This is a genomic window from Kribbella albertanoniae, from assembly GCF_004348455.1.
GTDB lineage: Bacteria > Actinomycetota > Actinomycetes > Propionibacteriales > Kribbellaceae > Kribbella > Kribbella albertanoniae.
Genome location: NZ_SMKA01000020.1, coordinates 1 through 21509 on the forward strand (window position 1 = coordinate 1; position 21509 = coordinate 21509).

20 protein-coding genes and 1 pseudogene are annotated in these 21509 nt (G+C 68.9%); 8 read left to right on the top strand and 13 right to left on the bottom strand.

The window, feature by feature from the left end; genetic code table 11:
* Positions 1 to 29 precede the first annotated feature (29 nt).
* The 3 genes and pseudogenes from E1261_RS07720 to E1261_RS07730 all read right to left on the bottom strand — a co-directional run bounded on the left by E1261_RS07720 (position 30) and on the right by E1261_RS07730 (position 1896).
* The gene (locus E1261_RS07720) at positions 30 to 806 is read right to left on the bottom strand and encodes an enoyl-CoA hydratase (RefSeq protein ID WP_132404105.1); all 777 of its coding nucleotides are present in this window, start codon (positions 804 to 806) and stop codon (positions 30 to 32) included.
* Positions 799 to 867 (bottom strand): annotated as a pseudogene (locus tag E1261_RS47080) (NAD(P)-binding domain-containing protein); the annotation flags it as partial. The gene E1261_RS07720 and the pseudogene E1261_RS47080, both read right to left, overlap by 8 nt.
* 12 nt (positions 868 to 879) lie before the next feature.
* Positions 880 to 1896 carry an enoyl-CoA hydratase/isomerase family protein gene (locus tag E1261_RS07730; protein WP_132404108.1) on the bottom strand — a complete coding sequence of 339 codons (1017 nt, stop codon included), beginning with the start codon at positions 1894 to 1896 and terminating at the stop codon, positions 880 to 882.
* 152 nt (positions 1897 to 2048) lie between these two features.
* On the opposite strand from E1261_RS07730, the gene E1261_RS07735 reads away from it, so the two are divergent.
* Genes E1261_RS07735 through E1261_RS07745 form a run of 3 tightly spaced genes read left to right on the top strand, consistent with a single transcriptional unit; the run spans position 2049 to position 5989 of the window.
* Positions 2049 to 4106 carry an MMPL family transporter gene (locus E1261_RS07735; RefSeq protein WP_132404111.1) on the top strand — a complete coding sequence of 686 codons (2058 nt, stop codon included), beginning with the start codon at positions 2049 to 2051 and terminating at the stop codon, positions 4104 to 4106.
* Positions 4107 to 4109: 3 nt separating this feature from the next.
* Positions 4110 to 5255, top strand: coding sequence for a sensor histidine kinase (locus E1261_RS07740; protein WP_132404114.1), 1146 nt, complete (start codon positions 4110 to 4112; stop codon positions 5253 to 5255).
* Positions 5252 to 5989 (top strand): response regulator transcription factor, encoded by a 738-nt coding sequence (locus tag E1261_RS07745; protein WP_165952415.1) that lies wholly within the window; start codon positions 5252 to 5254, stop codon positions 5987 to 5989. The genes E1261_RS07740 and E1261_RS07745 overlap by 4 nt, the downstream gene beginning before the upstream one ends.
* On the opposite strand, the gene E1261_RS07750 is transcribed toward E1261_RS07745, so the two are convergent.
* From E1261_RS07750 to E1261_RS07780, 7 genes are all read right to left on the bottom strand, one after another.
* Positions 5906 to 6739, bottom strand: coding sequence for an ABC transporter permease (locus tag E1261_RS07750; RefSeq protein ID WP_132404117.1), 834 nt, complete (start codon positions 6737 to 6739; stop codon positions 5906 to 5908). The genes E1261_RS07745 and E1261_RS07750 overlap by 84 nt on opposite strands.
* Positions 6736 to 7656 carry an ATP-binding cassette domain-containing protein gene (locus tag E1261_RS07755; RefSeq protein ID WP_132404120.1) on the bottom strand — a complete coding sequence of 307 codons (921 nt, stop codon included), beginning with the start codon at positions 7654 to 7656 and terminating at the stop codon, positions 6736 to 6738. Before E1261_RS07755 ends, E1261_RS07750 begins: the two co-directional genes overlap by 4 nt.
* A gap of 6 nt (positions 7657 to 7662) precedes the next feature.
* Positions 7663 to 8202 carry a MauE/DoxX family redox-associated membrane protein gene (locus tag E1261_RS07760; protein ID WP_132404123.1) on the bottom strand — a complete coding sequence of 180 codons (540 nt, stop codon included), beginning with the start codon at positions 8200 to 8202 and terminating at the stop codon, positions 7663 to 7665.
* Positions 8195 to 8623 (bottom strand): lasso peptide biosynthesis B2 protein, encoded by a 429-nt coding sequence (locus E1261_RS07765; RefSeq protein ID WP_132404126.1) that lies wholly within the window; start codon positions 8621 to 8623, stop codon positions 8195 to 8197. Before E1261_RS07765 ends, E1261_RS07760 begins: the two co-directional genes overlap by 8 nt.
* Complete coding sequence (locus E1261_RS07770; RefSeq protein ID WP_132404129.1) at positions 8620 to 8877, bottom strand: lasso peptide biosynthesis PqqD family chaperone; 258 nt, start codon at positions 8875 to 8877, stop codon at positions 8620 to 8622. The genes E1261_RS07765 and E1261_RS07770 overlap by 4 nt, the downstream gene beginning before the upstream one ends.
* Positions 8874 to 10715 carry an asparagine synthase-related protein gene (locus E1261_RS07775; protein WP_132404132.1) on the bottom strand — a complete coding sequence of 614 codons (1842 nt, stop codon included), beginning with the start codon at positions 10713 to 10715 and terminating at the stop codon, positions 8874 to 8876. The genes E1261_RS07770 and E1261_RS07775 overlap by 4 nt, the downstream gene beginning before the upstream one ends.
* A gap of 171 nt (positions 10716 to 10886) precedes the next feature.
* Complete coding sequence (locus E1261_RS07780; protein WP_202874461.1) at positions 10887 to 11000, bottom strand: lasso RiPP family leader peptide-containing protein; 114 nt, start codon at positions 10998 to 11000, stop codon at positions 10887 to 10889.
* A gap of 236 nt (positions 11001 to 11236) precedes the next feature.
* Here E1261_RS07780 and E1261_RS07785 point away from each other — a divergent pair, with 236 nt between their 5' ends.
* From E1261_RS07785 to E1261_RS07805, 5 genes are all read left to right on the top strand, one after another.
* On the top strand, positions 11237 to 12259 hold the full coding sequence (locus E1261_RS07785; RefSeq protein WP_132404135.1) for an LLM class flavin-dependent oxidoreductase: 1023 nt from the start codon (positions 11237 to 11239) through the stop codon (positions 12257 to 12259).
* A gap of 121 nt (positions 12260 to 12380) precedes the next feature.
* A complete protein-coding gene (locus tag E1261_RS07790) occupies positions 12381 to 13157 on the top strand; it encodes an AfsR/SARP family transcriptional regulator (protein WP_132404138.1) in 777 nt (258 codons plus the stop codon).
* A gap of 1 nt (position 13158) precedes the next feature.
* Positions 13159 to 13656, top strand: a complete 498-nt coding sequence (locus tag E1261_RS07795; protein ID WP_132404143.1) for a flavin reductase family protein — start codon at positions 13159 to 13161, stop codon at positions 13654 to 13656.
* Positions 13657 to 13854: 198 nt separating this feature from the next.
* Complete coding sequence (locus E1261_RS07800; RefSeq protein WP_132404146.1) at positions 13855 to 14919, top strand: fatty acid desaturase family protein; 1065 nt, start codon at positions 13855 to 13857, stop codon at positions 14917 to 14919.
* A gap of 505 nt (positions 14920 to 15424) precedes the next feature.
* The gene (locus E1261_RS07805) at positions 15425 to 16348 is read left to right on the top strand and encodes a hypothetical protein (protein WP_132404149.1); all 924 of its coding nucleotides are present in this window, start codon (positions 15425 to 15427) and stop codon (positions 16346 to 16348) included.
* A 170-nt stretch (positions 16349 to 16518) separates the two neighbouring features.
* Here E1261_RS07805 and E1261_RS07810 read toward each other — a convergent pair whose 3' ends face one another.
* Genes E1261_RS07810 through E1261_RS07820 form a run of 3 tightly spaced genes read right to left on the bottom strand, consistent with a single transcriptional unit; the run spans position 16519 to position 21436 of the window.
* On the bottom strand, positions 16519 to 19332 hold the full coding sequence (locus tag E1261_RS07810; RefSeq protein ID WP_132404152.1) for a helix-turn-helix transcriptional regulator: 2814 nt from the start codon (positions 19330 to 19332) through the stop codon (positions 16519 to 16521).
* On the bottom strand, positions 19329 to 19976 hold the full coding sequence (locus E1261_RS07815) for an MBL fold metallo-hydrolase (protein WP_132404155.1): 648 nt from the start codon (positions 19974 to 19976) through the stop codon (positions 19329 to 19331). The genes E1261_RS07810 and E1261_RS07815 overlap by 4 nt, the downstream gene beginning before the upstream one ends.
* 50 nt (positions 19977 to 20026) lie before the next feature.
* A complete protein-coding gene (locus tag E1261_RS07820) occupies positions 20027 to 21436 on the bottom strand; it encodes an agmatine deiminase family protein (protein ID WP_132404158.1) in 1410 nt (469 codons plus the stop codon).
* Between the last annotated feature and the right edge of the window lie 73 nt (positions 21437 to 21509).

Genomic DNA, 21509 nt, shown 5'->3' on the forward strand with positions numbered 1-21509 from the left:
CCTCGTGGGGGCGCCTAATGATGGGTGACCTAATGATGGGTGAACTTCGCTGGGCGTTTTTCGATGAAGGCGGTCATGCCTTCGGTGCGGTCGGCGAAGGCGAAGGTTGCGTGGAAGGTGCGGCGTTCGAAGCGGATGCCCTCGGTCAGGGTGGTTTCGAAGGCGCGGTTGACGGCTTCCTTGGCGACGTAGACGGCAGGAAGCGACATCTCCGCGATCTTGTGGGCAACCTTCGCCGCCTCGTCGAGCAAGGCATCCGCCGGTACGACGCGAGAGACCAGGCCGGCGCGTTCGGCCTCGTCGGCGCCGATCGAGCGACCGGTGAGGATGAGGTCCATCGCCTTGGCCTTGCCGATCGCCCGGGTCAGGCGTTGGGAACCGCCGATGCCGGGGATGACGCCGAGGGTGATCTCCGGCTGGCCGAACTTGGCGGTGTCGGCGGCGATCAGCAGGTCGCACATCATCGCCAGCTCACAACCACCGCCGAGCGCATAGCCACTGACGGCCGCGATCAACGGCGTCCGTACGGCGGCCAGCCGGTCCCACGCGGTGAACCAGTCCGACAGGAACATGTCCTGGTACGACTGAGCCTGCATCTCCTTGATATCCGCGCCGGCGGCGAACGCCCGCTCGGAGCCGGTGATCACGATCGCCCCGATCCCCTGGTCCCGATCGAGCTCGGTCGCAGCGTCGACGACCTCGTTCATCAGTACGGCGTTCAGCGCGTTCAGCGCCTTCGGCCGGTTCAGCGTGATCGTCGCCGTCCGCCCGTCGCGGGCGACCAGGATCGTTTCGTAGTCAGTCATGAAAAATCAGCGTTCCAGCAGTCGCACCCACAACGCCACCCGAGACCGGCGCGTCGAGAGCGGCGCAGCATTGTCAGGCGAAGAAGGCGGCAACCGATTCGTCGGTGACACCGTCGAACGTCGCCGGCGACCATTGTGGATTGCGGTCCTTGTCGATCACCTGCGCCCGCACCCCCTCGATGAAGTCATGCGAACCGTGGAACCGCACCGACAACCGGTACTCCTGCTCCAGCGCAGCCGGCAACGACGGCAGATCGGCCGCGGCCCGCAGTGCGCGCAGCGTCACCTTCAACGAGGTCGGCGACTTCGTCAGCAACACCGCCGCGGTCTCCCGCGCAGCCGGTACGTCGGACTCCAGCAGCCGACTGTGGATTTTCACCAGGTCGTCGCCCTCGTAGGCCAGGTCGATCCACTCCCGATCGCCGACCAGCGCGGACTCCGGCACCGGATCAGCAAACGAAGCCACCGCAGCCGCCGCGTCCTGGGAGGCCAGTGCAGTAAGGAGATCCGGCAACCGATCGCTCGGCACATACCAGTCCGCAAGCCCGACCGCGATCGCATCACCCACGCCGACCAGCCCGGCCGTCAGAGCCAGGTGCGTGCCCAGCTCCCCCGGCGCCCGCGACAGCAAATATGTGCCGCCGACATCCGGGAAGAAGCCGATCCCGGTCTCCGGCATACCGACCTTCGATCGCTCGGTGACGACCCGGATGCTCGCGTGCGCCGACAGCCCGATCCCGCCGCCGAGCACGATCCCGTCCATCACCGCGACGAACGGCTTCGGGTACGCCGCAATCTCCGCATCGAGCCGGTATTCGTCCGCCCAGAACGCCGCCGACGCCGTACCGCCCGCGATCCCGTCGTGGTAGATCGACACGATATCGCCACCCGCACACAGACCCCGCTCACCGCTACCGGTCAGCACAACAGTCTGTACGGCGGGATCCGCGGCCCACTCGTCGAGTACCCGGCGGATGATCGTCACCATCTCGTGCGTGAGCGCGTTGATCGCCCGCGGCCGGTTCAGCACCAGGTGACCCGCACGACCGTGCACATGCGTCAGAACCGGGGACTCCTCGACCAAGGACATGTCCGCCAAATTAGCTGGACGTCCAACTAAATCCCTAGGGCGTGGATCACAGCTGTCCACCACGGGAGTACTGCGGACTGTCCACTGGGGGCGGACGTTTCACCCCGCCCTGCTGGGCCAGTGTTCGAGGTCCACAGACAGGGGAGGTTTTCATGTTCACGTTGCCGACTGGGCGGCGGGGTAAATGGGGTGTGGTCGGGGTCTGGCTGCTGTTGCTGGTGGCGGTGTTTCCGCTGGCCGCGGGGCTCGGTGACGTGCAGAGCGACGACGTCACCGATCAGTTGCCCGGCGGTGCGGAGTCGACGCGCGTCCATCAGGTCGAGGACCGCATCCCCGGCTCCGAGGACGACGAGCTGATCGTCGTCTATCACCGCGACGGCGGTCTCGCCGCCGGGGACAAGGAGGCTGTGACGCGGCAGCACGCCGTACTGGCAGGAGAGTTCGAGGTCGACATGCCACCCGTGCCCTCCGAGGACGGCACGGCGCTCATGTACGCCGTCGGCCAGCCGGCGAGCGGGACCGATGCAGGTATCGCCAAGTTCGTCGAGCGGGTCCGGGCGGTCACCGCCGACCGGCCGAGCGGTCTGCGGGCCGAGGTGACCGGCCCGGCCGCGATCGACGCGGACGTCGACGCGGTGTTCGACGGGATCGACACGACCCTGATGCTGGTCACCGTCATCGTCGTTGCGTTCCTGCTGATCATCACCTACCGCAGCCCGTTCCTCTGGCTGGTGCCGCTGCTGACAGTCGGGGCCGCCGCGTACCTGTCGATGGCGTTGGTCCGGGTCGTCGCCGGTGCGCTGGACCTGACGGTGAGTACGCAGAGTTCCTCGATCATGATCGTGATGGTGTTCGGCGCCGGGACCGACTACGCGCTGCTGATCGTCGCGCGATACCGCGAACAACTGCGCCACCACGGCGACGTCCATGCCGCCATGCGCGCCGCGCTGAAGAGTGTGGGACCGGCGATCCTCGCGTCGGGATCGACGGTCGCCCTCGGCCTGGGCTGCCTGTTCGTGGCCGACATGAACGACATCTCCGGCATCGGGGTGATCGGTGCGCTGGGCATCCTGGCGACTCTGGTCACCATGCTGACGCTGTTCCCCGCCGTACTGACGGCGCTGGGCCGCAAGGTCTTCTGGCCGCGTGTCCCTGCCCTGGCCAGTACGGCGCCCGCCGGCCGCGACTGGTGGCGGTGGGTCTTCGCCCGGCCGTTGCTGTCGGCCGGAGTTTCCGCACTGGCGCTCGGCCTGCTGGGACTCGGGGTGCTCGGGCTCTCGACGGACCTGAAACAGGCCGACTCGTTCACCAGTACTCCGGAGTCGGTGACGGGATTCACGACGCTTGATCGGGCCTACCCGGGCGAGGGTGGCCGGCCCTTCACCGTTGCGACTCCGACCGATCAGGTGGCACAGGTGCTCGCTGTGGCGCGTGCGACGGACAAGGTGGTGTCAGCGGAAACCGAGCGGGAGGGCAACGGCTGGTCGCTGGTCGACGTCGTACCGGCGGCTCAGCCGGACAGCGATGCCGAAGCGGCCGTGATCAAGCGACTGCGGGCCGACCTGCCGCCGGCGGCGCTGGTCGGTGGCGAAGGGGCGGAGCGGGTCGACGTACAGGAGGCGAGCGCCGCCGACACCAAGCTGGTGATTCCTCTCGTTCTCGCCGTGGTGCTGCTGGTTCTGTTCCTGCTGCTCCGATCCTTGGTCGCCTCGCTGCTCGTCGTGGCCGCGGTCGTGCTGTCGTGGCTCGCGGCGCTCGGACTTGGCTCGCTGGTGTTCGAGAACGTGCTCGGGTTCGGCGGCGTGGAGCCGACGCTGCCGGTGCTGGTGTTCGTGTTCCTGGTGGCGTTCGGCGTCGACTACGCGATCTTCCTGGTCGCCCGGATCGCCGAGGACCGCAAGGAATTCGGTACGACGGTCGCCACCCAGCGGGCGGTCCGGGCCACCGCGCCGGTGATCGCGTCGGCCGGATTGGTGCTGGCAGCAACCTTCGCGGTACTGGCGTCGTTGCCGTTCGTGCCGATGGTGGAGATGGGAGTGGTGGTCGCCGTCGGGGTTCTGCTGCAGACTCTGCTGGTAGCGCCTGCGTTGCTGGCGCCGATGATGGTGGGTCTGCGCCGATGGATCTGGTGGCCGAGCCGCCCTGCGGACAACCCGCAACCGGCAGCAGTCCCGGACGAGTCGGTGCTGGTCGGCGAGGAACGGAGCTGAGGGATGGGGACGGTGGCCATGGTGGGATCGAGGCGGTGGGGAATCGGCAGGGGCGACCTGCTGCTGACCGCGGCGCTGCTGCTCCTGCCGGTGGCCGCCGTCCTCGCCCTGCCGCGGCACTGGCTCGACGACAAGCAACTCGACGCCCTCGGGATCACCCTGCTGGCCCTGGCGACCGCGCCCGTTCTCGTCAGACGCCGCTACCCGATCCAGGCGCTGGTCTTCTGTTTGGCCGTCCAGATGGTCTACCACGCCTTGAACTACACGCACGACATCATGCTCCCGGTAGCGGTGGTCCTCATCTACACGGTCTCCCTGACCACCTCCCGCGTCTCGACGCTGGCGATGGTCGGAATCAGCGTCGCCGGAGTCCTGGTGAGCGCGAGCGTCCCGCAAAACGAATCGATCGGCGCGGAGGTGATCAGCCCGCTGGGCTGGTTCGCCGTCGCCGCGGTCGGTGGCCAGGCGATGCGCCTGCACCGGGCCTTGCTCGCGGAGACGAGTGAGCGCCGGGTCGCCGAGGAGCGGCTGCGGATCGCGCGCGACCTGCACGACGTCCTGGCCCACCACATCGTCGTGATCAACTCGCATGCCGGGGTGGCCGCTCATCTGCTCGACGAGCGCACCGACGATCCGACGCTCGCGCCGATCTCGCAGTCGCTGCACACGGTGGCGGACGCGAGCAGCGGCGTACTGGCCGAGCTGAGAACCACCCTCGACGTCCTCCGTGGCAACGAGGCCGACGTGGATCGGCACCCGACGCCGGACCTCGCCGGCCTGGCCCGGCTCGCAGCGGTCACCACGGCCGTCGGCGTACAGGTCGAACTGCGAGTATGTGGCACCAGCCGGCCGCTGCCGGCAGCCGTCGAGATCACCCTCTACCGGATCGCGCAGGAGGCCCTGACCAACGTGGTGAAGCACGCGCACGCTCGACAGGCACTGGTGCAGCTCGAGTACGACGTCGAGGAGGTTCGGCTCGAGGTCACCGATGACGGCCGGGGCAGGTCCGACAGCGGCAGCACGGCCGGCTACGGCATCGCGGGGATGAACGAGCGGGCGCAATCCGTCGGTGGTCAGCTGGTCACCGGCGACGCCCGGTACGGCGGATTCCGGGTCGCGGTGACCGTACCTACGCCGGGAGCGCGATGATCAGGGTGGTGCTGGCCGACGACCAGGAGCTGGTCCGGAGCGCCTTCGCGATGCTCGTCCGCTCCGCACCGGACATGGACGTCGTCGGTGAAGCCGCCGACGGCGACGAGGCGGTCGCGCTGGTCCGGTCGACCCGGGCCGACGTCGTCGTGATGGACATCCGGATGCCGGGGACGGACGGGATCACGGCCACCGGCACGATCGCGGCCGACGAGGATCTGAGCGGTGTCCGGGTGCTGATCCTGACCACGTTCGAGAGCGACCACAACGTGGTGGCCGCGTTGCGTGCAGGAGCGAGCGGGTTCCTCGTCAAGGACACCAAACCCGCGCAACTGCTGGCCGCCATCCGTACCGTCGCCGCCGGCGAGGCACTGTTGTCGCCCGGCGCAACCCAGGCACTGATCGAACGAGTGCTGAGGCAACCCGATCCGGCCGGTCCCGCGCCCGGCGCACTGGCCGCGCTGACCAAGCGGGAACGCGAGGTATTGACGCTGATCGGCCGCGGCCTGAGTAACGGTGAACTCGCCGAACGAATGGTGATCAGTCCGCTGACCGCGAAGACCTACGTGAGCCGGTTACTGACCAAGCTGGACGCCCGCGACCGGGCCCAACTGGTGATCGCCGCCTACGAATCCGGTCTGGTCAGGGCCTCAGCCGGGTCGACTCAGGCCCCGGGTCGCCACAGTGGCGCCGGCGATCGTGATGACGGCGGCACCGGCAAGGGCAGCGAGTAGCTGGCCGACGGGCGCGTGGCCGAGGACCAGTTCGCGGGCGGCCGTGATGCTGTGGGACACCGGGTTGAAGGCTGCGACGTGACGCAGCCAGGTGGGTAGGCCGGCCTCCGGGACGAAGGCGTTCGAGGCGACGATGAGCGGGAAGGTGACTGTGCCGGAGATGGCCTGCACGAGCTCGGTATGGCGGAGCTGGCAGGCCAGGGCGATGAAGATCCAGCCGAGGCCGGTGCTGACCGCGGTCGAGACGACGACGGCGGCCGCCGTACCGAGGATGCCGCCCGGTGGGTCGAAGCCGAGCACCACCGCGGCGAACACGGACAGCACGGTCAGCTGCAGGACCATGCGAACCAGGCCGGCCACGCTGTGCGCGACGAGCACCGAACCCGGCCAGATCGCCATCGTCCGGAGCCGGTTGATCAGGCCGTTGCGCATGTCCTGGAGCAGACTGATGATCAGGCCGAGCGCCGACTGCAGCGCCGTGGTGATCATGATCGCCGGTACGACGAAGTCGACGTACCGGGTGCCGGCCGGGAAGCTGATCGCCGTGGACAGGCTGCCGAGCAGCTGACTGAGCACGCTCACGAGCAGGATCGGGCCGAGCAGCGTCACGATCAACGTGCGCGGCTCGAAGACCACGCCGCGCAGGGAACGGCCGGACAGCGCGAGGATCTGTGTCACGACGCTGGCCGGCTCCGTGCGCACCGGCGTCCGTGCGACCGGCTGCGCGCGAGGTACGGTGACGGCGGTCATCGGGCCTCCCCCAGCGTTGCGAAGACGTCGTCGAGACTCGGCTCGGCGACCTCGAGACGCTCTGCCTCGATCCCGAGATCATCGAGCGCACGGACCACCTGGACGATCGTTGCCGAGGACGCGTCCACGACGGTCAGCTCGGCAGATTCGTTGCGCTGGGCAACATCGAGTCCGCGTCCGGCGAGGTGCTCGATGACACGTCCGACCGGAGCACCAGGTGGCAGCCGGACCACGATGGCGCGGCGACCCACCTGCTGTTTCAGATCGGCCGGCGTACCACCGGCGACCACCCGTCCACCGGCCAGTACGACGATCCGGTCGGAGAGCTGGTCGGCCTCCTCCAGGTACTGGGTGGTGAGCAGGATCGTCGTCCCCCGCTCCGCGAGTTGGGCGACCTGTTCCCAGACCGCACGCCGGCTGGTCGGGTCGAGTCCGGTGGTCGGCTCGTCAAGGAACAGTACGGCGGGGGCGGTGACGAGGCTTGCCGCGAGGTCGAGCCGGCGCCGCATGCCGCCTGAATACGTGCGGACCCGTCGATCCGCTGCCTGTGTGAGGCCGAACTGTTCGAGCAGTTCAGCGGCCCGCACCCGGGCCGCCCGCCGCCCGGTCCCGCTGAGCCGGGCGAGCAGGACCAGGTTCCCGGTTCCGGACAGGGTGTCGTCGACCGTCGCGAACTGCCCGGTCAGGCCGATCGAGCGCCGGACACGACCGGGCGACCCGACCACGTCAGCACCCGCGACCCGCGCCGTACCGGCTGAGGGCCGCACCAACGTCGAGAGGATCTCGACCAGCGTCGTCTTCCCCGCGCCGTTGTGACCGATGAGCCCGAGCACCTGGCCCGCCGCGACGGACAGATCGACCGACGAGAGCGCGAGCGTGTCGCCGTACCGCTTACTCAGTTGCTCGACCTCGATCACGGCCGCTCACGCCGTCGCGTGCCGGCGCAGCAGCAGCCGGACGAAGTCGTCGTAGTAGCGGATGATGAGGAACGCCAGCAGCAGCCCGAAGGCGAGCGCGGGCAGCGCCAGTCGCAGGTTGCCAAGGACGGGGGCGACCGGTACGACGACGCCGGCCACCGCGATCGCGAGGAAGACCAGGTTGCGGCCGACCATCGCCGTACTCATGATCGCGCCGCGGCCACCGAAACACCGGCACTCGGCGAAGATGCCGGCCCGGACCGAGCGGATCACCACACCGGTGAAGAGCAACAGCATCAGCCCGCCGATCACGAACCCGAGCCGGGGTGCGATCGGCGAGACCAGCAGCGCAGCCGCGAGCCCTTCACCGCTGACGACGATCCCGGCGAGGATCGCGGCAGACCGGGCGGACTTCAGCCGAGCCAGCCCTTGCACCGACTGGGCGAAGCCACGAAACCCGTTGTGCGTAAGGGTTTTCCCGGCGAAAGCAGTGATGAAGACCAAGGCCAGGAACGCGCGGGCAGACACCGCAACGAACTCAGTCATGGCGTCCTCCCCGCGGGGCTACCTCGATCAACTTGCGGAAGTGCTTCACGTCATCGAGTTCACCGACCGGCTGCCCGTCGACCTCGACCCAGGCATGGGCACGGAACGGCTCGGTCAGCGCGCCGGTGCACCAGTGCGGCCAGGTGCCGGACAGCCGGCAGCGCAACGCCGTCGCGACCGATCGCGGCAGACAGCCCTGACCGGCACACGTCACGCTCACCGCAACGACGGCCGAACGAGCGGCGTACGCATCGGTCTCGGTTGCGGGGCGCGCGCCGATCCGGACAGTCGACATCACCCGGCGCAGCGTGGCCGGCCGAAGCTTGATGAGTCCGAACGCCGCCGCGACACAGATCCGGCCGAGTAGCCGGTCCCAGCGGCCGACCGGGAGACCGTGCTCCAACGTCACCGGCATCGTCATGGCCGCAACACCCCCGCCTGCTCGAACGACGTCATCAACTGGCCGACGTCGGCGGCGATCCGCTCGGACGCGTCCGGGTACGACGCCTGCAGGGTGGCGATCAGTTCGTCGGGGCTCTTGCCGTCGAGGATCCCGTGCAGGACCGTCGCGCCGGTGCGGTTCAGGGTCAGGTAGCTGCCGGACTTCTCGTTCAGCAGCACCATCCCTTCGTCGGTGTCGGTCCAACTCATCCCGGGCGCCAGCGTGTACCTCATCCCAGACCTCCTTGGCGGGTCAGTTGTTCGTTCTTCTGGGCCGAGTTCTGGGCCGGGCGGCTGGAGACGGTGCGCAGCCAGGACTCGACGGCGAGCGTGCTGATCAACGGGATGAACGCGAACGACGACTGCGGCGGCCGGATCACGAGATCGCGCAATCGATCCGCGTCGACCAGACCACGCCGGGCCAGTTCGAGGTCCTCGCACAGTTCCAGTAGCTGCGGGCGCATCCGCCGGACACCGGCGTACACATCGGCGCTGTACTCCGACTTTGTCCGGCGGAGGCGGAACTCGTCGGGGACCGCACCGCGCATCGCCTCGGCCAGCAAGGGTTTGTACCGGTCCGGCATCGCGACATCCCAGGCGCTGACCGAGCAGGCGGCCTCGACGACGGCGTCATCGATCATCGGCGCGTGCCACGCAACGCCACTGCGCTCGGTCCACCGCGACACCCGCCGGATCGTGTCGCCACACAGCCGCACGTCCTGCAGCAGAGCGTGCACCCAACGATGCGGCGACATCGGCTGCGGATCTTCGCCGGCCGTCCGGTGCAGCTGGCGGCGAGCGGCCTCGAGGCCGTCCGCGGTGGACCAGATCGGCATCCGGTAGCCGATCCCCCAGCCGAACTCCGGCTTGCGGAGGTACTGCTCGATCGGCTTGTCGAGCAGAGACGCCGTACGGCGCAATCCGGTGGCGAACGACTCGGACCGGTTCAGCTCGGTGACGGTCTCGCGCCACGGCCAGCGGTGCACGGCCCGGTAGGCCTTGATGTACGGCAGCGCACGCAGTGGCCGGTCCATCAACGCAGGAAGGAAGAGTTGCGTCGCGGTGTAGAGCTCGTCGCCGCCATGACCGGTCAGGTGCAGCTTCGAACCGCGGGACGCGAGGAGCTCGGCCTGGTAGCGCAACTTGCCGCGGGTGCGGATCCACGCGAACGGGCCTTCCAACTCCCCATGACCATCGAGATCGGAGAACCAGGCCGGCGCGTCCTGCAGGCTCATCACTTGATGCATACCGGACAACTGCTGGGCAGCCCGTGCGGCCCAGAACTGATCCTCGTCTGCCGGGTTGGCGGCTTCCCAGCTCGTCAGGATCATGCCGCGCTGATGGCGGCCGGCGAGGAAACTCAGTGAGGTGGAGTCGAGTCCACCGGACAGGTCCGCACTGAGATCGGTGTGGGCGGCGCGCACCCGGATCGCCTCGGCGAGGGCTGCCCGGGTTGCCGTCGCAGCCTGCTCGAGCGGGAGTTCGGGTTCGGGCGGCGACCACCATTGGGTACGGCGAGCTCGGCCGGAGCGATCCCAGTCCAGGCGCTCGCCCATCGGCACGGCCTCGATACCGCGCCACATCACCTGGTCGGTGAACGGCCACGGGGTCCACGGCGCGAGCAACCGGGCCGGGATCGCATCGTCGTCCACGCTCGCACCGGTCAGCCGGATCAGCGGTTCGGGATCGTCGGCCGCGATGTCGACGCCGTCGTACCGAACGACGAACAACTGGCGGGTTGACGAGAGTGTGCCCTGCGCACGCACCAGCCCGTCCATCGAGAGCAGGACGTGCCGATCACCGGGGAAGCGGCGCGCGAGGGCGTCGGCCGCAGCCGGTGCGGACAGCCCGTCCAGTTCGTGCTGGGCGTCAGCGGGCGCCTCGGTGACGCCGACGGTGACCAGGCACCGATCGCGGCCGCGATGGACGGTGAGTGCCTTGGCAGGAAGCTGCCCGATCAGCCAGGGGCGTCCGCTGACCGGATGGGACAGAACCTGGGTGCCGGGCGGCCGGTCGACAGACTCGGCCAGCTGCGACCCGGTCGCATGGTCTGGAAAGATCAGGAAAGTCATCGCCGCTCCCCGAAAGAGGTCTAACCGGACCAATCGCGAAGCAATTGCTGGACTGTCAGCAAATGCCGGGCCATCCGGTGACTAATTGCCGGACGGGGTGCCGGTCCCGAAAGAAATCGGCACCGGCACCCCACTGTGCCTAGGTTCCGCGACCTGCGGAGCTGAGTGAAATCAGCACAGCATGACGCAGGTCCAGTCGGCTTCGAAGCCCCAGGTCGGACGGCCCAGGGTCACCTCGGCGAAGCTGCCGACCTCGGTCAGCATGGGCGGCTCGTAAGCAAGCATCATTGCCTCCAGTACGCGATTCGCGATTAGACCAATTGACAGAATTGCCAATCGGCGACTTCGAAAACCAACCTAGCGACCGACTGCTTCGGAATCCGTTCACAAATCCCCCGCGGCACTTTCACATCGCTTTCACCGACCCGCACCGCGCTTTTGTCCGGCCCGCTCGCGTGTTGTAGTGGGACGGTGATCGCCCGTCATCGAGGGTGCGGAGAATCGAGGCTGAGGAGAAACGGATGTCGGTGCAGTTGTCAGTGCTGGACACAGCCCCCATCTGGCAGGGCCAGCGCCCCGCCGACGCACTGCACGACTCGGTGCGGCTGGCGGTCGAGGCCGACTCGCTGGGCCTGTGCCGGTACTGGGTGGCCGAGCACCACAACGCGCCGTTCATCGCGAGCTGTGCACCACCGGTCCTGGTCGCGGCCATCGCCGCCCGGACGTCCCGGATCCGGGTCGGCTCCGGTGGCGTGATGCTGCCGAACCACGCCCCGCTCGTCGTCGCCGAACAGTTCGGCACCTTGGAGTCGCTGCATCCGGGCCGCATCGATCTCGGCGTCGGCCGAGCCCCCGGCACCGACCCTGTCACTGCGGCGGCGCTGCATCGCCGGCCGGGCGCGGAGTTCGAGCCACTTGTCGAGGAGCTGTCCGACCTGCTGTTGCGCGGCGCGGGCGGCGAGGTGATGGGCGACATCAGCGGTACGACGATCCTGGCAGTGCCGGCGTCCGGTTCCCGGCCGAGTCTCTGGGTGCTGGGCGCGAGCCCCGCAAGCGGTGAGCTGGCGGGGCGGCTCGGCGTACCGTTCGCGTACGCCTACCACGTCCGGCCGGTCGGCGTGGTCGAGTCGATCGCCGCGTACCGGGAGTCGTTCCGCCCGACCGCCTGGTCGGCAGAACCGTGGGCCGCGCTGTCCGCATCCGCGATCGTCGCCGAGACGCAGGCCGAAGCACACCACCTCGCCGGGCCGACCCGGGTGGTGGTCGCGGAGTTGCTCCGGGGCCGCCGGAACGGCCCGAATTTGCCGCCTGCGGAAGCCGCGTCGTACCGGTTCGATCCACGCGAGAAGCTGGCCGTCACCCAGCATCTACGGACCCACCTGATCGGTGACCTCGCCACGGTCCGCGACCAGGTCACCGAGCTAGTCGCGAGCACGGGGTGCCAGGAGATCCTGGCGCTCACTCTGATTCAGGACCTCGCCGCCAGGACAGCGTCGTACCGGCTGCTCAACCAGGCGGTGTCCGCCGTCCCGGTCCAGGCGTGACTCGTCGCAGCTCTGCCAGGAGGTCGCCTGGCCAGCCGTAGCCCCAATCTTGATAAGCACGCTGTTTGCTGAGGAAGCACTCTGGCGGCTGCGGCCGCCTGACTCTGGGGAGAGTGAATTGGTGTCACGTGCGCAGATTGCCAAAGACCTGGACTGTCGGGTCCTCGGTCCTCTACAGCTCCTGCTGGGCCAGCAGAAGCTGAAGGTGCCCACCGGGAAGAACGGTGTCCTGCTGGCCATCCTGCTCGTCCGGGTCGGCGAGCTCGTCTCCACCGAGGAGATGATCGACCGGCTCTGGGGCGACGACCTGCCACAGCGGCCGAAGTCCGCCCTGCAGACTCGCATCACCCGCGTCCGGAACGCGCTCGACCGCGGCCGGCCAGGGCTCGGCCAGATCGTTCGCAGTGGGTCCGGCGGGTACGAGCTCGACATCGAACCGACCCAGGTCGATCTGATCCGCTTCCGTCAGCTGGCTCAGCGGCAACCGGCCCGGTACGCACTCGAGGAGTCCGAGCACCTCCGCCAGGCGCTCGGTCTGGTGCACGGCCAGATTCTCTGCGACGTCCGGGGCCCGGCACTCGAGGCCGACATCATTCCGGGGCTCGAGGAGGAGCTGCTGCTGGCCCGCGAGCGACGCTGCGAGCTGGAGATCTCGCTCGGCCGGCATCGCGAACTTGTGTCCGAGCTGCGCGGACTGGTCGGCCGGTACACGTTCCGCGAACGGTTCTGGCTGCAGCTGATGACGTGCCTGTACCGATCGGACCGGCAGACCGAGGCACTCGCGGCGTACTACGAGATCGACCGGCGACTGCGCCAGGAGGTCGGAGTCGATCCCTGCGAAGAGCTCCGGATGCTGCACGCCCGCATCCTGCGGAACACGGCAGTGCAGGTGGCCTGACGTGTCCTCGTCGACGATGCCGAAAGCCGTGCGGAAGCATCATCCGCTGCGGTTGGCGCTCGGCCGCTTCGCCACCGGCGTCACGATCGTGACGGCGGCCGGCGACAGCGGCCCGGTGGGGCTGACCGCGAACTCCTTCACCAGCGTCTCGCTCGAACCCGCCATCGTCCTGGTCTGCCTCGACGCCGGCTCACGCAGCGGGCAGGCCATCACGCGCGCCGAGTCCTTCGTGGTCAACTTCCTGCGTCGTGACCAGCGCCGGTTGAGCGAGACGTTCGCACGCCCCGGGCAGGACCGTTTCGCCGGACTGACCACCCGCCCCGGCCGCACCGGAGCGCCCGTCATCGAAGGCAGCCTGGGGCACGTCGACTGCCGGGTCGACGAGACCTTGCTCCGCGGCGACCACCTCGTCCTGTTCGGAGCCGTCCTCGAGGCGGCCGTAACGCCGGCGGCGGCCGACGACGCCCCGCTGATCTTCTACGCCGGCCAGTATCTCTAGCGCGTCCAGCTGTCCGGACGTGAAGATCGTCACGGGCGCGGCGGCTTCGCCCGTGCCGTAGGGTGGGGCTCAGAACGACCTCTTCAAGGTTCTCGTTGTCGTGACCGGCCGCAGCAGAAGATCGCGGCGGATGTGTCTACGCGGACTGAGCAGATTTCTGCCCGCTTGGCTCCGCAGCCATCACGATTCGAGGAACCCATGCCTTCCGCCGGCACGACGCTCACGCCTACCCAAAATCAGGAGACCTGCGCCCCGAGCAAGGGCAGCGACTTCGCTCCGCTGCTGCGGGAGATCAAGGCGGCCGGTCTGCTCGAGCGCCGTACCGGTGAGTATGCGATCGGGATCGTGGTCAACCTGCTCTGTCTGGGCGCGGTGGTCGCCGGGCTGATCCTGCTGGGGAACTCCTGGCTCGTGCTGCTGCTGACCATCCCGGCCGGGATCTTCAGCACCCGCGCCGCGTTCTTCGGTCACGACGCCGGTCACCAGCAGATCGGCAGCTCCCGCCGGCTGCACGACGCGATCGGTCAGCTGCACGCGAACTTCCTGCTCGGCATGAGCTACGGCTGGTGGAACGACAAGCACAACAAGCACCACGCCAACCCGAACCACACCGACAAAGACCCCGACGTCGCCGCCGGTGTGCTGGTCTGGACGCTCGCGCAGGCCGAGGGCCGCCAGGGCCTGTACGGCTGGCTGAGCCGCAACCAGGCCCGCATCTTCTTCCCGCTGCTGAGCCTCGAAGGCTTCAGCCTGAAGGTCTCCGGGATCACCTACCTGCTCACGCATCGCCCGCGCCGCGAGTCGATGGTGGAGCTCGGCCTGATCCTCGCGCACCTGACCGTGTACTTCGGTGGCCTGCTGCTGATCATGTCGCCGCAGAAGGCACTCGTCTTCGCCGTCCTGCACCACGTGTTGTTCGGCCTGCACCTCGGCAGCGTCTTCGCGCCGAACCACAAGGGCATGGAGATGCCCGACTGCGACTCCAAGTGGGGTCACCTGGAGAAGCAGGTCCGCACGTCCCGCAACGTCAACGGCCACGTGATCACCGACTGGCTGATGGGCGGCCTGAACTACCAGATCGAGCACCACCTCTTCCCGAACATGCCCCGCGCCAACCTCCGCCGCGCCCAGGCCGCCGTCCGCGCCTACTGCGAGCGCGTAGGCGTTCCCTACATGTCAACCAGCATCATCGAGTCCTACGCCCAGGGCTTGCGCCACATGCACGAGGTAGGCCGGCAGCTGCGCTCCCCCGCCACCTCCTGACCGCACACCGAGGCGACCAATAGTTGCCGCCAGCAACAACGCACCCATGCCCCCGGTGCCGAGCCCGTCCGGGTGCCTGGGCGGTCCACCTTGAGCACCCATCAACCATCCGCCAGCCGCATACGTGGTCGAACCGTGCTCAAAGTCGGCCGGCCGGCTCACCTTGAGCACCCATCAACCACCGGCTGGCCGCGCACGTGGTTGAACCGTGCACAACGTCGTACCGGCTCACCTTGAGCACCCATCAACCATCCGCCAGCCGCATACGTGGTCGAACCGTGCTCAAGGTCGGGCGAGCGACTCACCTTGAGCACCCATCAACCACCGGCTGGCCGCGCAGATGGTTGAACCGTGCTCAACGTCGTACGGGCTCGTAGCCCTGATCCCCCACCCCCCCCAGGGGCGGAGATGAGGGATTGACCCTCATGCGTGGGGGGTGCCTCAGGCGGGAGATTGGTGGCAGAAGGTCAACCACTGAAAACCACGCAAGCTGGGGGTAAACGAGATGAAGCGTCAAGGGATCGCCGTACTGGCCGGGGTCGCCGCTGTGTTCGCCGGGACGGTTCTGCCGGCCGGGACCGCCGCGGCGGACGGGCTGCCGCTGCAGGTGCCGTGCACGGAGCAGAAGGACGTCACGGGAACGCAGTTCGCCGTCAACCTGTGCGACGTGACCGACGCGGACCAGTTCCGCACCCACCTCACCAAGGAAGGCAGCGTCCACTGCGGGCCGACCTCGCTCTACAACGCGATGTACTACCTGGGTGAGCACAAGGGCCTGCCGATGCGGGTGGTGCCGAACGGTCAGCTGATGACCGAGTACGACCCGCACGACCCGGCCGACTACGACGAGGCGACCACCTGGATCGGGTGGCTCGGGTACAAGGCCGGCATGGGTTCGGACCCGAGCGGTTCCAGTGCGGCCGGCAACCGGGCCGCCTTCGACGCCGCGACCGTCGGCGCCAAGGCGAGCGGCTGGACGGTCAACCGGGGCGGCACCGGCTCCGACGGTCTGCCCGAGTTCGGGCTGGAGATGGCGAAGCGGCTGCGGCAGGCACCACTCCAGATGTGGTACGGCCGGTACGTCCTGAACGAGGACAACACGCACACCCGTACCGGCGGCCACGCGGTCACCGTGGTCGCGGCCAAGGGTGACGTCGGCTCCGGCAAGGTCGAGCTGACCCTGCACGACCCGGCCCGCTCCGACGACCACAAGACCCCCGGCTACAAGGACACCCAGTCGCAGATCCGCGACGAGAAGGTCACCCTGTACCGGGTCGCGATCCGGACCAAGTCGGTGGACGAGGAGACCGGCGTCGAGACGATCAAGCAGCACACCTACTGGCGGCTGTTCGGCGAGAACTACACCGGCACCACCCTGCAGTACGTCGAAGCCTTCAACTGGTTCGAGACCGCTCCGCCCGTCGGCTGAGCCACGCAACACCTGACGAGCGGCCCCTGGAGGGAGGGGCCGCTCGCTCCCCTGCTCACAACGTCCGAAGCCCCGGAGGCTCCTCCTCCGATCCTTCGGACGTTAGCGCGTCGGTGACAACAACGTCCGAACGACCGGAGGCCCGCCCTCCGATCCTTCGGACGTTAGGGTTAAGTGAGCGCGCGGCCTAGTTCTCGGCGGCCGGTGATGCCGAGTTTCACGTAGATGCGGCCCAGGTGGTTCTCGACGGTTTTGGGTGAGACGAAGAGTTCTTGCGCGATGTCCCGGTTGCTGCGGCCGGTGACCGCGAGCCCGGCCACCCGCCGTTCGCTCGCGGTCAGGGAGTCCTGGCCCGGCGCCACCAGCGACCGCGGCCGATCCCCCAGTGCCTGCAGGACTTCCGCGACCCGGTTCCGCAGGACGACAGCACCACAAGTGGCCGCCAGCTCGCCACCTCGGTTCAGCGTCTCCCGAGCATCGGTACGGCGACCGACCACGCGATACGCCTCACCGAGATCGACCAACGCGCGCGCCAGCTCCAGCCGGGCCGGCGAACGTTCCAGTACGGCGACCGCCTCGGTCAGCGTCTCGACCCGGCGAGCGCCCTGCCCCACGTCGACCTTGGCCGTCAGCCGGAGCGCTGCTCCCAGATCCGAGGCCGCCCCCCAACGACGACTCAAGTCCAGCTGATCGCTCGCCAACTCACGAGCCGCGGCCTCATCACCCAGTCGCAGCTGCGCCAACGCCGCCGGGGTCCGCCACGGGACCGCCGGCGGATCCAGATCCGCGGCCACCATCTCGTCCCGCAACCGGTGCGCGTGCTCCAGCGCGGCCAGCGGATCGTCCAGCTCCAACGCGATCCGGGCCCGGGTCCCCTCCAGCCACATCGCCGCGATCACTCGCGGCGCGTTCCGGGTGGACTCGTCCCAATCGGCCAGCATCGCCTGCGCCGCGCCGAGATCACCGCGCTCCAGCGCCGCGTACAACCCGAACGTCACCGCGGTCGCCCGGATCGCCACCACTTGCGGCGTCAGGTCCTCCGACTCGATCGCAGCCAGTACGCCGTCCGCGTCGGCCTCGACCGCCGGCAGGTCACCGCATCGCCAGGCCAGGAAGTCCGCGACGTTCGCGACCATCGCGAACTCGATCGGCGAACCATGCCGCCGTACCCAGTCCTGCGCGCCGGCGATCTCGTCCCGGGCCGGTCCGACCCCGTCGGCCGCGATCAGCGACATCATCGCGAGCAACCATCCGACCAGCGGGTCCGCCTGGCCGACCGAGTCCTTGAGCAGCGCGCCACGACGCAACGCGCGCTCCGCAGTACGCCGTACGTCGGCCGACGGGGTCACCTCGTAGCGACCGCATTGGGCGAGCAGGGCAAGCAGGATCCGCTCATCGGGCGTATCACCGGGGAGGTCGGCGAACCCGTGCAGGTGTTGCGAGGCGCGCTTGCGCTCCGACGGCAGGTACGACCGGACGATCCCGAGCCGCGCGTCCAGCGCCAGCCGCGCCGACTTGTCCCCGGCCCAGTCATCGAGTGCGTGCATCAGCTCGGTCGCCGCCGCCACCGGCCCGTCGACCGCCGAGGTCGCGGTGGCCGCCGTACCGAGTAGCTCGGCGCGTTCCCGGCCGCTGCTCGCCTCGGCAGCAGCCAGCAGGTAGCGCCGGGCTTTCCGCGGATCACCTTTTCGAAGGAAGAGTTTCCCCAGCAGGGACTGGAGTTTCGCGCTGTCCGGCTCGACCTCGATCGCACGGTTGAGGTAGTCGATCGCCTTCTCGACATCACCCGCCGTCGCACACAGGGTGGCAGCCTCGGTGAAGATCGCGACCGCGGTATCGAGCGTGCCCGCTGGGGCTTGCACCAAGTGCGCGGCGATCCGATCCGCCGACGACCGCGCGGCCCAGAGCGTCTCGGCGGCTCGTCCGTGCAGCGTGGCCTGATCGACCGGGCCCAGGGTCGAAGCCACCGACTCGCGGATCACCGGGTGCACGAAACTCAGCTGCGCTTCATCCACGCTGATCACGTGGGCCGCGACCAACTCGTCCACCGTTGCCGCAAGCGCAGACTCCGGCAGCTGCGCGACCGAACCGGCTGCCCAGATATCCGTGCGCGCGCCGAGCACCGCCACTGTCTTGGCCAACGCGAGCGCCGCTGGCGACAACCTCGACAATAAGGTCCGGCTCACCGCACTCGCACCAAGCCCGCGAACCGTCTCCGCCGTCGCCGCATCCTTGGTCGACCGGTCCAGCACCTCAAGCTCGTCCAGCAACGACTCAGCCAGGAACGGGTTCCCACCACTCGCTGCCAGGACCGCATCCACGACCTGGTCGGCCGCTTCAGTGTGGCAACGATCCGCAATCAGTACGGCGATGCCGTCGCGACTCAGCGGCCGCGGCAGCAACCGCTCGACGTGCCGGGCGACGGTCAGCTCGGCCAGCGGACCAAGCCGGTCCGGCGGCGGCCGGGTCGCGACCACCAGCGCGATCGGCAGGTCACCGACGCGCTTGGACAGATAGGACAGGAAGCGCAGCGACGGCGGATCGGACCACTGCGCGTCGTCGATGGTGATCAGCAACGGGCGCGGCGAGGCCAGATCGACGGCCACCCACCAGAGTGCGTGCAGCGTCCGCGCCACCTCGGCGTCCCCGGCATCCGGAGTCGCCTTGTCGAGCGCTTCGATCGCACGGCCGGTCGGCCCGGCGATGATCGCGGCGCGGGTCTCCCCGGCGTACCGGGCAATCGACCGCTCGATCAGCTGCCGCACGACACCCCAGGCCATCACGCCCTCGACCTCGTCGCCGGTCGCCTGCATCCGGACGAAGCCGCGTTCCTTGGCCATCGCCCGCGCCTCGGCCACCAGCCGCGACTTGCCGATCCCAGCCTCGCCCTCGATCACGACGACTTTGCCCTCGCCCCGGCCGGCCGCATCCAGCGCAGCGGCGATCCGGCCGAGCTCGTCCGGCCGCTCGAGCACGCCGCTCACTCAGAACCCGGCAGCGCGTCGGCCACCCGGCTCAGCAGATCCGGGTCCTTAAGAGGTTTGCCATGACCGAACAGCACCAGCTCCGGCCGCAGCGCCGCGAGCCGGCGCATCGCCTGATGGTTGCGCTGCACATCGAAGGTCAGGAAGTTCCACGGCGCGGCGACCTTGGGCAGCCGGAAGAACACGTCACCGCACAGCAGCGTCCGATCCGACTCCCGCCACAGTGCGATGTGGCCGGGCGAGTGGCCCGGCACATCCAGCACAGTGAAGCTGCCCACCTGGTCCCCCTCGACCAGTCGCCGGCTGACCGGATGCGGCGGCGGCATCTTGCCGCGAGCCAGCATCCCGGGCAGCCATCCGGCGGCCGGCACCGGCGTCGCCGTCTCGATCGCCTCCGCGTCATCGGCCCCCGCCCACAGCGGGATCCCGAGCTCCTCGCAGACCGCGTGACTGGACCCGAAATGATCCGGGTGCGCATGGGTCACCACATGCGCGGCCACGTCCCGCCCGCGGAGCTGCCGCAGGATCCGCCCGGCCGCGGCCGGGGTCCCGGCATCGACCAGCACGTCGTCGACGAGGTACGCATTCATGAAATGCGGCGGCCGGCCCAACAACTGACCGACCCCCACTGCAAGCTGCCGCACAGACGGATCTTAGTCATCCCACGGGCCGGTCGCCGACCACCGGCGTGGTTTCAGCCCTTCCGGGGCTGTTGCTGGGTGGCGCAGTGGATGGTCCCGCCGCCGGTACAGAGGCCGTCGGTCGAGATCTGTACGACGATCTTGTCCGGAAAGGCCTCGGCAACCGTGTCGAAGGCCTCGGCGTCGGTGGCGTTGTCGCCGTACTGGCCGAGCACGATGCAGTCGTTGGCCTCGTAGTAGCCGATGTAACCAGGTGCGGCGGTCTGGCCGAACTCGTCGCTGCTGCGCTCGGTGAACGGCCGCGCCTGGTTCCGTGCCTTGTAGGTCTTGTATACCGCCGCCGGATCGGGCTCGGGCAAGGTTGCCGTGGTCAGCTTCTTCTGCCCGCCCAGGAGCCGGGTGCGCTGATCGTCAGGCAGGGCGTTGATCTCGTCGACCGCCTTGAGCAGGGCCTTGCGATCGCGCTTGTCCTCGGCCTCGCCGAACTCGGCCGACGCGTACAGCAGGTGGCCGGGTGCAGTGAACCGGGCCAGGAAGTCCACATGCCAGTCGGTGACCTCGAGCCCCGGCCGGCCCGGCATCCACAGCATCCGCTCGATCCCGAACAGGCGGCGCAGCTCGACCTCGATCTCTTCCTTCTGCTTGCCGGGGTTCCGGTTCGGGTTCAGCAGGCAGCTCTCGGTCGCCACGCCGAGCCCGTGGCCGTTGACCTCGATCCCGCCGCCTTCCATCGTCAGCCAGGTCTTGACAACCGGTACGGCGGAATCGGCGGCGATCGCGGCCGCGACGGCACGGTCCTCGTCGATCGGCTGGTCGACCACCCCGTTGGCGGCCTTGCGCGGATCCTTCCGCCAGCCCTCCAGACCGGTCGTGATCGGTGCCTGCCCCCAGCCGTTGAAGTTCAGGTTCACGCCGTGCAGTGCGCCGCTCGCATCCGTCACGAAGACCGGTCCGGTGTCGCGGACCCAGAGGTCGTTCAGCGGGACGCGGACCAGGTCGAGCGGGTGGGTCTTGATCGGCGGCAGCTCGCTCTTCGCGACGTCGCCCAGATAGATCCGGCCGGACCCGTCCAGCTCCGGACCGACCTGGTCCTTGGCCGACGACGCCTCGATGATCTCGGTCAAGAACTGGTTCGCCTCGGCTTCGTCGGCCGCGTTGTTCACCAGCAGCGCGACCGGCTCGAACCGCGAGATCGTCGCGGCCAGCCGAACCAGGTCCTGCCGGGCGACGATCCGGGCGTTGGTCAGGTCCCGCCCGTACGCCGTCTCCGGTTCCTCACCCCAGACACCCGGCGTCGCGCCGTACGCCATCCAGGTCACCTCGTGCGGAGCACCTTCGGCCGGCAGCAGGAAGCCGTCCTTGACCGCGCGCGGCTTGGGTGCAGCTTGACTCGGTCCGCACCCGGTCAGTCCGGCAGCGGCCACGAAGCCCGTAGTACTGAGAAACGTCCGACGACCCATCATGAAACCTAGTGTCGACCACCGCCGGCTCGACACCGTCCGTCCGCGCCGATGGGGCCTTGAGCAACGCTGGACG

Coding starts and splice junctions, on each gene's coding strand:
- E1261_RS07780 (WP_202874461.1), bottom strand. CDS start 11,000: ATGCTTGCTTACGAGCCGCCCATGCTGACCGAGGTCGGCAGCTTCGCC.
- E1261_RS07760 (WP_132404123.1), bottom strand. CDS start 8,202: ATGACTGAGTTCGTTGCGGTGTCTGCCCGCGCGTTCCTGGCCTTGGTC.
- E1261_RS07775 (WP_132404132.1), bottom strand. CDS start 10,715: ATGACTTTCCTGATCTTTCCAGACCATGCGACCGGGTCGCAGCTGGCC.
- E1261_RS07740 (WP_132404114.1), top strand. CDS start 4,110: ATGGGGACGGTGGCCATGGTGGGATCGAGGCGGTGGGGAATCGGCAGG.
- E1261_RS07770 (WP_132404129.1), bottom strand. CDS start 8,877: ATGAGGTACACGCTGGCGCCCGGGATGAGTTGGACCGACACCGACGAA.
- E1261_RS07820 (WP_132404158.1), bottom strand. CDS start 21,436: ATGATGGGTCGTCGGACGTTTCTCAGTACTACGGGCTTCGTGGCCGCT.
- E1261_RS07805 (WP_132404149.1), top strand. CDS start 15,425: ATGAAGCGTCAAGGGATCGCCGTACTGGCCGGGGTCGCCGCTGTGTTC.
- E1261_RS07745 (WP_165952415.1), top strand. CDS start 5,252: ATGATCAGGGTGGTGCTGGCCGACGACCAGGAGCTGGTCCGGAGCGCC.
- E1261_RS07785 (WP_132404135.1), top strand. CDS start 11,237: ATGTCGGTGCAGTTGTCAGTGCTGGACACAGCCCCCATCTGGCAGGGC.
- E1261_RS07765 (WP_132404126.1), bottom strand. CDS start 8,623: ATGACGATGCCGGTGACGTTGGAGCACGGTCTCCCGGTCGGCCGCTGG.
- E1261_RS07750 (WP_132404117.1), bottom strand. CDS start 6,739: ATGACCGCCGTCACCGTACCTCGCGCGCAGCCGGTCGCACGGACGCCG.
- E1261_RS07800 (WP_132404146.1), top strand. CDS start 13,855: ATGCCTTCCGCCGGCACGACGCTCACGCCTACCCAAAATCAGGAGACC.
- E1261_RS07730 (WP_132404108.1), bottom strand. CDS start 1,896: ATGTCCTTGGTCGAGGAGTCCCCGGTTCTGACGCATGTGCACGGTCGT.
- E1261_RS07720 (WP_132404105.1), bottom strand. CDS start 806: ATGACTGACTACGAAACGATCCTGGTCGCCCGCGACGGGCGGACGGCG.
- E1261_RS07735 (WP_132404111.1), top strand. CDS start 2,049: ATGTTCACGTTGCCGACTGGGCGGCGGGGTAAATGGGGTGTGGTCGGG.